Below are 10497 nucleotides of genomic sequence, written 5' to 3' on the forward strand. Positions count from 1 at the left end.
AAGCGCGACCGGCCGCCGGTGTGCGGCGGCGGGCGCGGCGCGGCATTGGGGGTCGAATGGAACGATTGGCGACGAAGAGCACCGTGCGGTACCCGTGGCGCCGGCGCATGGTGCATGGGCTGTGGCTGGGTGCCGTCATCGCCGCGCTGGCGGCATCGCCCGGAGCCGGGGCTCAGCAGGCACCCGATGCGGAGGCCGTCGCGGCCAGGCAGGAGCAGGCCCGCCTCGCCGACACCGACACCCTGCTGGCGCTGACCAACGACGGCGCCATCCTCTACTCGCAGGACCAGGTCAAGCTCAGCGGCTACCAGTACTGCAGCCAGGCGGTGGCGCTGGCCGAGGCGGGCGAGTTCCGCCAGAGCGTGCGCGCCGCCAGCAAGGCGCTGCACCTGGCCGGCGAGACGCAGGACCCGAACCTGCGCGCCATGGCCAACCGCGACCTGGCCATCGTCTACAGCTACTCGGGCCAGTTGGAGAAGGCCGAGCAGTTCGCGCGCGAGGCGCTCAAGTACCCGGCGCGCGACCCGAAGCTGGTGGTCGGCCCTGCGCACAAGGTGCTGGGCGACGTGGCGGCGCGGCGCGGCGACTATGCCGGCGCGGTGCGCAGCTACGACGAGGCGCTGGCCGCCAGTTCCGAGCGCTACGCACCGCTGGTGCGCGCCTCGCTGGCCAACGCCCTGATCGAGGCCGGCGACACCGCCCGCGCGCGACAGGTCGTCGACGAGCTGGGCACGCCGCGCGACGCCGCCCTGGCCGCGCAGGTCGAGCGCACCCGCGCCAGCCTGCTGCTGGCCGAGAAGAAGCCGGCCGAGGCCAAGGCCCTCTACGCCGACCTCACCACGCGGCAGATGGGCACCGACACCGAGTACTACCGCCTGTGGGCCTGGGACGGCCTGGCGCGCAGCGAACTCGCGCTGGGCGACAAGGCCGCCGCCGCCGACGCGCTGGGCCGCGCCGTCGGCAACGTGGACAAGGTGCGCGCGCGCTTCCGCAGCGAGGAATTCAAGATGGGCCTGTTCTCCGACCTGCAGTCGGTGTTCGAGCGCGCCATCGGCCTGTACGCGGAAGTGGGCGACGCGCAGCGCGCCTTCGAGATCAGCGAGCGCAGCCGCTCGCGCGCCCTGCTCGACGCGGTGCGCGGCCGGGCGAAGCTCAGCGAGCAGGCGATGCAGTCCATCGACCTGCCCGCGCTGCAGCGCGCGCTGCGGCCCGACGAGCGGGTGATCGAGTTCCACGTCCTGCCCGAGCGGTTGCAGGTGTGGGTGATCGGGCCCGACAGCATCCGCACGCAGAGCATCGCCGTCACGCGCGACGAGCTGACCGACCTGGTCGACACGTACCGCAACTCGGTGGTGCGCGGGCGCCGCACGGCGGTGGCCAACGGCGAGAAGCTGGGCGAGGCGCTGATCGGCCCGCTGGGCCTGAAGGCCGGCGAGCGGCTGGTGATCGTGCCGCACGGGCCGCTGCACTACCTGCCCTTCCAGGCGCTGCGCGTGGGCGGCCGCTACCTGATCGAGACGCACCCGATCGCCGTCGCGCCCTCGATGAGCATCGCCGTGCAGCTGGCGCAGCGCACGCCCAGCGCGCAGGCCGACCTGACGGCCTTCGGCAACCCGCGCATCGAGGACAAGTACGACCTGCCCGGCTCCGAGGCCGAGGTCAAGCAGCTCGCGCGCCTGTTCCCCAGCAACCGCGTCTTCATGGGCGCGCAGGCCACCAAGACGCAGTTCCGCGAGGCGGTGGGCCGCGCGCCCATCGTGCACGTGGCCGCGCACGCCGAGGCCGACCAGGTCGATCCGCTGTACTCGCGCATCCTGCTGGCCAACGAGGGCGGCCGCCAGAACTTCCTGGAGGCGCACGAGATCCTGGAGCTGCCCATGCAGAGCAACGCGCTGGTCACGCTGTCGGCCTGCGAGTCGGGCCTGGGCCGCATCGCGCAGGGCGACGAGGTGCTGGGCTTCACGCGCTCCTTCCTCTCGGCCGGCAGTTCCAGCCTGATCGCCTCGCTGTGGCCCGTCTCCGACGACGCGACCGAGGTGCTGATGAGCACGCTGTACGGCGAACTGGCCAAGGGCCGCGATCTGCAGCAGGCCATGCAGGCCGGCCAGCTCGCGGTGCTGCGCAACCCGAAGCTGGCGCACCCCTTCTTCTGGGCGCCCTTCAACCTGATCGGCAACTGGCGCCTCACCGTCACGGCGGGCGGCGCATGAGCAGCAGCAAGAGCATGACGCACACCCCTCGACGCCCCATGCAGCCGCATCCCCTGGCGACCGCCGCCGCCGCGCTGCTGCTGTGCGCCGCGCCCGGCGCCGCGCGCGCCCAAGGCGCGGCCCAGCAGCTGCCGCTGCTGCCCACGCAGAACCCCTGCGACGCCTGCGCCCGGCCCACCGCCCAGGGCGCCGCGCCGCAGACCCTGCCGGCCGCGCCCGCGCCGGCCGTCTCCTTCCGCCTCAACGACCTGCGCCTCAATGGCGCGCAGGCGCTGTCGTCCGAGGACCTGCGCGAGCTCACCACCCCCTACATCGGCCGCGACGTGACGCTGGCCGACCTGGAGGCGCTGGCCAGCGCCATCACCCAGCGCTACCGCGAGCGCGGCTACTTCCTCGCGCAGGCCGTGGTGCCGGTGCAGAAGGTGCAGGACGGCATCGTCGAGATCAGCATCGTGGAAGGCCGCATCGGCAAGATGGAAGTCAACCTCGCGCCCGAGGCGCCGACCAGCGAGGCGCGCGTGCGCGGCTTCCTCGCGCCGGTGGCGGTGGGCGAGGCGGTCAGCGCGCCGTCGTACGAGCGCGCGATGCTGCTGCTGTCGGACCAGCCGGGGCTGCGCGTGGGCTCCTCGCTGCAGGAGGGCACCGCGCCCGGCACCACCGACCTGGTGGTGGACGTGAACCCCGGCCCGCGCTGGAGTTTCGCGGCCGAGGCCGACAACCACGGCACCAAGGAATCGGGTCGCTACCGCCTCGGCGGCACCGTGCGCTGGGCCAGCCCCTTCGGCATCGGCGACAACCTCGACCTGCGCGCCATGGTCTCCAACGGCAATGCGCTGCAGTTCGGCCGCATCGCCTACGAGGCGCCCATCGGCACCAACGGCCTGCGCGTGGGCGTGGGGCTGGCGCGCGTCAACTACGAACTGGGCGGCGAGTTCGCCGAGCTGGGCGCGCAGGGCAAGGCCGACGTGTTCGACGTCTCGCTGAACTACCCGCTCATCCGCCAGCGCCAGCACAACCTCTTCCTGCGCCTGTCGGCCGACAGCAAGAAGCTCACCGACGAGTACAGGGCGGTGGACTTCTCGGCGCGCAAGCGCGTGCGCGGCTTTGGCCTGGGCTGGACCTGGGAGCGCCGCGACGAGTGGCTGGGCGGCGGCTACTGGGCCAGCGCCGGCACGCTCTACCGCGGCCGCCTGTCCATCGGCGACGCCGACACCCTGCTGGCCGATCAGGGCGTGGGCGGCCACCGCACCGAAGGCGGCTTCAGCAAGGCGACCTTCCAGTTCTCGCGGCTGCAGGCGGTCATCCCCGGCCATTCGCTGTACCTGGCGCTGGGCGGCCAGTGGGCCAGCAGGAACCTCGATGCCTCGGAGAAGCTGTCGCTCGGCGGCGCGCGCGCGGTGCGGGCCTACCCCTCGGGCGAGGTGCTGGCGGACCAGGGGCTGATCGGCACCGTGGAATGGCGCTGGTCGGCCAACGCCGAACTCACCCCCTTCGTCTTCTACGACGCGGCGCGCGGGCGCCAGATCAGGAACCCGACGATCTACGACGCCGTGCCCAATTCGCGCAGCCTGCGCGGTGCGGGCATCGGCCTGAGCTGGGTGCGCCCGGGCAACTTCGCCATCAATGCCACGCTGGCCTGGCGCGCGGGCACCGAGCCGGCGCGCGCCGACGGCGGCGGGCGCAACCCGCGGCTGTACGTGCAGGCGCAAAAGACATTCTGAGAGGCGCCATGAGAAACCGTGATCTTTCCGCGAAGGCCATGCCGCGGCACTGGCGCCTTCGGCCGCTGGCGCTGTCGCTGGCGTGCATGGGCGCCGGCATGGCCTGGGGCCAAGTCATCATCAACGGCGGCCCGAGCCCCGTTGGCGGCTTGCCTCAGTTCGGCAACGTGATGGCCGGCTCCGTGACGGGCAGCGTGGCCGGCAACGTCATGACGATCAACCAGGCGTCGCAGCGCGGCATCGTCAACTGGCAGAGCTTCTCGATCGGCCAGAGCGGACACGTCAACGTGGTGCAGCCCAGCGTGGCCAGCGTGCTGCTCAACCGCGTCACCGGCGGCACGGCATCGGTGATCCAGGGCAAGCTCACCAGCACGCTGATCGGCTCCGACGTGCCCGGCTCGGGCGGCTCGGTCTACCTGATCAATCCCTCGGGCGTGGTCTTCTCCAAGGGCTCCAGCGTGAGCACGGGCGGGCTGATCGCCTCCACGCTGGACATCGCGGGGCCGGACGAGGCCACGCGCAACGAGGCCTTCATGGCCGGCGGCAAGCAGTTGATCCTGGGCGGCGACATCAACGACGCCAACAGCACCGCCCGCGTGACGGTGCAGCCCGGTGCCACGATCAGCGTGGGCGAGGGCGGCACGGTCGGGCTGATCGGCGCGCTGGTGCGCAACGAGGGCGAGATCAACGTGGCACGCGGCTCGGTGGGCCTGGTGTCGGGCGCCCGGGTGACGCTGGACTTCGAGGGCGACGGGCTGACGAAGTTCACCGTGCCGGTCGATGGCGGGCTGATGAACACCTCGGTCGCCGTCGTGCAGGCCGACCCGGGCGGCAGCGCGGAGGAGGCGGAACTCAACGCGAGCACCAAGGCGCTGGTGATGAACACCGGCACCATCACCGCTGACGGCGGCCGCGTGGTGCTGGTGGGCGCGTCGGGCGTGGCGCAGCAGGTGGTCAACCAGAGCGGCACCGTGCGTGCCCGGTCGCTGGTCAACCGCGGCGGCGAGATCGTGCTGGAAGCGATCGGCGCCAGCGTCGACGGTGCCGCCGGCCTCGAGGTGGGCGGCACGCTCGATGCGCGCGGCGACGCGGCAGGCGTGAAGGGCGGCGAGATCCGTACCTCGGCCGGCAACCTCAGCGTGCTGGAGGGCACGAAGATCCATGCCGGCGGCGGCGCGGGCGGCGGCAACGGCAGTTGGACGGCCGAGGGCGGCCAGAACCTGACGATCGTGGGCGACGGCGACACCGGCAACATCGCCGCCAGCGTGATCGGCAAGGCATTGAGCCAGGGCGCCGACGTGACGCTCACCACGCGCTCGTCCGGCACGGTGCCGCAGGAGAACGTCGGCGTGGTCTTCCAGAGCGGCGCGCAGGTGATCAAGGACAGCGGCGGCACGGCCACGCTGCGCGTGAACTCGGCGGGCAACATCGAGATGCGCCAGGACGAGGGTGGGGGCGCCATGATCGCCTCCGAGAGCGGCGCGCTGAACGTCGAGTTCAACGCCGATGCGCAGGGCCTTGCGCTCGCGCAGGCGGGCAAGGCCAACAGCGCGGCAGCAGCCATCCGGCTGGATGGGGCGGTGATCGATGCCAACGGCGGGAACATCCGTTTCTTCGGCCAGGGCAAGAGCGACGGCAGTGCCGTCGGCGGGCAGGTCAAGGGCGAGGAAGCCGATGTCGCCGGCGAGGTGCGCAGCGGCATCTGGCTGGGCGAAAGCACGCTGAGCACCCACGGCTCGGGCAGCATTTCCCTGCGGGGAGAGGGCGGCATCGGCAGCGCGTTGGGCAGCGGCGTTCTGAGCGCCTCGGACGGTGTGAGCATCGGCAACGACAGCACGCTGAGCACGGAGGCCGGCAGCATCACCCTCACCGGCCGCGGTGCCGCGGGCGCCTCGGGCGTGCGGGTGAGCGGCGACGACTACTCGGCCAGCCTGTCGTCCAAGAGCGGCGACATCGTGCTGAACGGGACGGTGCGCGACTGGGCCACCGACGACCTGGTCGGCGAGGCCGCAGGCGGCGCCGGCGTGTCGATCACGGGCGCGGAACTGAGCACCGGCGGCAGCCTGCGCATCTCGGGGCAGGGCGGCGACCTGTCCGGCATGGCGTCCGGGCTGCCGGATCTCGCGACCTCGCTGAGCACCGCCTTCACGGTGCAGGCCTCGCACGGCGTGCTGATCGACGGTTCACGCCTCGAGGCCGGCGCGGGCCGCAGCATCGAGATCAGCGGCACCGCGGGGAGCGCCGGCTTCGGCGTCGACGAGACGGGTGCGCCGGTGACCTTCCAGCCGCTGGACCTGGATGTCACGCCCTTCGCCGTCCAGGTACGGTCGCAGCAGGAGGCTGACGGCCTGCACGCCGCCGGCGGCACCATCACCATCGCGGCCGGCACGGGCGACGTCCGCCTGACGGCCGGCGGCTACGACTCGCCCCTGCTGGACGTCGTCAGCACCACCGGCGTCGGCGGCCACATCGGCGTGAGCGGGCGCAACATCCTGGCGGAGACGGCGGCCGACATCCCCCGCCTCGCCGACGCCAGCGGCCAGGCCGGCGGCGGGAGCATCGACATCCACGGCGCCACGGCGCCCGGCGCCGGCAACGAGGATTCCGGCGTGGTGGCGATCGGCTCGGCCTTGTCGCTGCAGGCCAATGCGCTGGGCGGCACCGGCAACGGCGGCAGCATCCGCGTCGTCGGCGATCGCTCGCTGCGCGCCTTCGGCAGCTTCGAGGCCAAGGGCGGCAGCGCCGGCGGCAACGGCGGCACGATCGAGACGTCGGGCGGCTCGTTCGAGCTGGGCGGCATCCAGGTGGACGCCTCGGCCCCCGCGGGCCAGGCGGGCAGCTGGCTCATCGACCCCTACAACGTGACCATCCAGAGCGGCGTGGCCAGCGGCTCGCTGCCCACCAATCCCTTCGTGCCGGTGGCCACCTCCACCATCCAGGACGGCGACATCAACGCGGCCCTCAACAAGGGCACCAGCGTGACCATCACGACCGGCACCGGCGGCACCGATCCGGGCAACATCAACTTCGACAACGGCGTGCTGATCGAGCGCAACACGGGCGCGGCGCCGGTGTTCTTCCAGCTCGACGCGGCCGGCAGCATCGGCCGCAGCTTCGCCGGAACGGGGGCCGCCCCCACCATCCGCTCGACCACCGGGCCGATGGACGTGATCTTCAACGCCGGCACCGGCGGCGGCGCCTTCAACTCCCTCAGCTTCTCGGGCAACTCGGCGGCGGACCGGGCCACGATCGCCACGCAGGGCGGCAACGTGACGATGCAGGTCGCCGGCGGCACCTTCTCGAACCTGTCTGCCTTCAACACCGACATCGACACCGGCGGCGGCAACCTGACGCTGCAGGCCGGCACGCCCGGCGCCGCCGGGACGAATTCCACCGTTTCCCTGAACGCCGCCCAGGTGGCGACCGGCGGCGGCGCCCTTTCCATGGCGGCCTATGGCGACGGGGCCTATGTCGGCGTCGGCTCCGGCACCCAGATCACGACCGACGGCGGCGGCGTGTCCATCCTCACCGGCCAGCCCGGGGCGCCGGCCGGATCGGTGGACGTCACCGCGGCGCTGATCGACACCCGCGCGGGCCAGTCCGACGCCGGTGCCGGCGGAAGCGTCAGCATCGCCAGCGGCAGCGTGAGCCTGTCCGGCGCGACCATCGCCACCTCCACGGGCAACGTGGACATCACCGCCACGGGCAACCCGCCGTTCGGCTACTCCGGCGTGGTGATCGGCAACAAGAGCAGCATCACCACCACCAGCGGCGAGGTGCAGGTCCGGGGGGTGGTGCGCTCCAACCCGTCCTCGGCCTATGCGGCCACGCACGGCGTGCTGGTCACCGGCGGCAGCGGCATCGTCACGGGCAGCGGCAGCATCCGCCTGCGCGGCGCCTTCGACGCGGACATCTACGACGGCACCGACAGCGGCGTGCGGCTGGAGAACGGTGCGCGCCTGGCGACCACCGGCGGCGGCGACATCGAGCTGACCGGCAGCGCCACCGGTGCCAGCACCGGCGTGTCGATCCAGGCGGGCGGCGCGCCGTCCCTGCCCGGCGCGGCGCCGCAGGTGCAGTCCAGCGGCGACCTGATCCTGCGCGCCGCCAGCGGCGGCAGCACGCCGGCCCTGGTGGTGGAGGCCCCGGTGAGTGCCGCCGGCACCATCAACCTGCGGCCCGGCGGCATGGACACCGCGCTGAACGTCTTCGACGCCACGTCCTCGGCCATCACCGTGGGCGGGGCGCCGGCAGCGGGCTTCGCCGTCTCGGACGCGCTGCTGTCCCAGTTGAACGCGCCCACCCTGGTGGTGGGCAGCAACACGCATGCCGGCGCCATCACGGTCGCCGCGCCGCTGACCCGCGGCGGCGCGCTCACCCTGCAGAACGAGGGCGCCGGCAGCGGCGGCATCGCGCTGAACGCGCCGGTCACGGCCGACCGCCTGGGCCTGCTGTCGGCGGGCGACATCACGCAGACGGCGGGCGCGCCCGTGGTGGCCCAGCACCTGCTGGCGCGCTCCACCGGCGGCAGCGTGCTGCTGGACCGGGCGGCCAACAACGTGAGCGAGAACAGCCTGGCGGGCGGCGCCGCGGGCGCCTTCCGCTACCAGGACGTGGACGGCGTGCGCCTGGGCGCCCTGTCGGTCACCGGCTTCGATGCCGCCAGCAACCAGCCGCAGGTGGTGTCCGCCACCTCGATGGCGGCGGACACGGTGTTCGTGCGCACGCTCTCCGGCGACCTCACGCTCGACATGCCCGTCAGCAGCACCTCCGGCGTCGACCTGGTGGCGGCCGCGCGCTTCCAGAACCCGGGCGGCGGCAGCATCGGCGGCGCGCCCTGGCGCATCTGGGCCGACACCTGGGAGGGCGAGTCGCGCGGCGGCCTGTCCGGCTCGGGGCAGCGGCCCGACATCTTCGCCTGCCCCTATCCAGGTCCCTGTCCCGTCGCCGTCTCGCCCGGCGACAACCACTTCATCTATGCCCGGGGAACCAATGCGCCCGATCCCGTCGTGACATGGCGCCTGCCGCCGCTCGTCGGCCCGGATCTGGTGCGCGAACTGCCCAGCACCTACACCTACACCTTCGACCGCAACATCGGCGCGGCGCCGATCTGCTTCGCCACCGGCCCGCTGGGCGGCGACCGCGCGCAGCAGGGCGACGACCTGCTGGCGCGCGAATGGTCGCGCGTGCGCTCGCGTCCCAACCTGACGAGTTGCGTGGACACCGAGCGCAAGAACGGCTGCGCGGATTTTTGAGGCACCCCCGGTCTTTTCGGCCGTCAGTCGTCCCGCGCCGTGATGACGAACAACTGCGCCATCAGGTCGGCCAGCAGCCGCAGTTGCGGATCGGCCGTCAGGGGGGCATGGCGGTAGGCCGCGACGTGGCCCTCCAGCCCGTCGACCGGGCCGGCGAAGAACAGCCGCCGCAGCGCGCCGCCGAGCGCGTCGTTCTCGGCGGCGCGCGGGCGGTCCGCGATGGTGCTGCGCGCATGGCTGTCGAGCATCGGCGTGGCCAGGAAGGGTGCGAGCACCGCCGCGCGGATGCGGCCCTCGTGCACCAGCCGGTTCAGCGTGAGGTCGAGGGGTTGGGCCGGCCCCGCGGCCAGCGCCTCGCGCAGCAGGGCGGGCAGCGTGCGCAGTCCGCGCGGCGTGGCCAAGTAGGCCACCGCGCCCCAGTTGTACAGCCCGCGCGCGTCCAGGATCTCGACGCCGGCGGCGGCCTCGCGCGGCGCGCAGGCGTCCGTCGGCAGGTGCCGCTTCAGGCTCTGCCACAGCGCCAGCAGCGCCGGCGCCGAGGTGTAGGGCAGGCATTCGAGGAACACCAGGTCGAAGGGCTCCAGCCGCGCCAGCGCGTCGCTGCGCAGCAGGGCCGGCAGTGCCCGGCTCAGCAGCGCATCGTCTTCCAGCACCAGGTGGAAGCCGCCGGGCGCGGCCGCCTCCAGCGCCGCCAGGTGCGAGAGGAAGCAGGCCTGCTCGCCGGCGGAGACGGCGGCGCCCGCCGCGGCCGGCGGCAGGCCGGCCGCGTCGATCGCCTCCAGGCGCCGGATGCCGGTGAGGCCGAGTTCGCGCAGTTGCGCCTGCATGGCCTCGCGCCGCGCGCTGCTGCGCTGCAGGTTGATGAAGCAGCCGTTCATGATGGCGGGATGGAATCGATGAGCCCGGATGGCGCATTCTCCCGTGCGGACGAGGACGCGGCATGACGCCGTGGCTCAGCATCGTGCTGCCTTTCTACCGCAAGCTCGCGGAGTTCGAGCGCGTCGCCGTCCTTAACGCGCCCTACTGGGCGCGTCCCGGCATCGAGGTGGTGATCGCGCTCGACGACGGCGCCGAGGAGGCGCCGCTGCTGCGGCTGCTGCAGCGCTTCCCGGCGGTGTGCTGGACGCTGCTGGTCAACGACCGGCCGCATGCCTGGCGCCCGCCCTGCCGCGCCATCAACGCCGGCGTGCGCCACAGCGCCGGGCGCTTCGTGCTCGTGCATTCGCCCGAGTCGGCCTACGTGGGCGACGCGCCGGCCCTGGCGCTGCATGCGGCGATGTCGCAGCCGCGCGCCGTGGCGCTGGGCCGGGT

At 73.1% G+C, this 10497-nt stretch carries 5 protein-coding genes; 4 read left to right on the forward strand and 1 reads right to left on the reverse strand.

Annotated features, from left to right (window positions below):
* Positions 1-65 precede the first annotated feature (65 nt).
* Genes ACIY1X_RS10215 through ACIY1X_RS10225 form a run of 3 tightly spaced genes read left to right on the forward strand, consistent with a single transcriptional unit; the run spans position 66 to position 9186 of the window.
* Positions 66-2210: a CHAT domain-containing protein gene (locus tag ACIY1X_RS10215; RefSeq protein WP_399680269.1), complete on the forward strand. Its 2145-nt coding sequence runs from the start codon at positions 66-68 to the stop codon at positions 2208-2210.
* A 38-nt stretch (positions 2211-2248) separates the two neighbouring features.
* Positions 2249-3931 (forward strand): ShlB/FhaC/HecB family hemolysin secretion/activation protein, encoded by a 1683-nt coding sequence (locus ACIY1X_RS10220; RefSeq protein WP_399680271.1) that lies wholly within the window; start codon positions 2249-2251, stop codon positions 3929-3931.
* A gap of 8 nt (positions 3932-3939) precedes the next feature.
* A complete protein-coding gene (locus tag ACIY1X_RS10225) occupies positions 3940-9186 on the forward strand; it encodes a beta strand repeat-containing protein (protein ID WP_399680273.1) in 5247 nt (1748 codons plus the stop codon).
* 23 nt (positions 9187-9209) lie between these two features.
* Here ACIY1X_RS10225 and ACIY1X_RS10230 read toward each other — a convergent pair whose 3' ends face one another.
* On the reverse strand, positions 9210-10064 hold the full coding sequence (locus tag ACIY1X_RS10230; protein ID WP_399680275.1) for a glycosyltransferase family 25 protein: 855 nt from the start codon (positions 10062-10064) through the stop codon (positions 9210-9212).
* A gap of 62 nt (positions 10065-10126) precedes the next feature.
* Between ACIY1X_RS10230 and ACIY1X_RS10235 the strand changes: the two genes are divergently transcribed.
* On the forward strand, positions 10127-10497 hold a 371-nt coding region (locus ACIY1X_RS10235; RefSeq protein ID WP_399680277.1), incomplete at its 3' end, for a hypothetical protein.

The organism is Xenophilus sp. (assembly GCF_044462705.1).
Classification (GTDB): Bacteria; Pseudomonadota; Gammaproteobacteria; order Burkholderiales; family Burkholderiaceae_C; genus Xenophilus; species Xenophilus azovorans.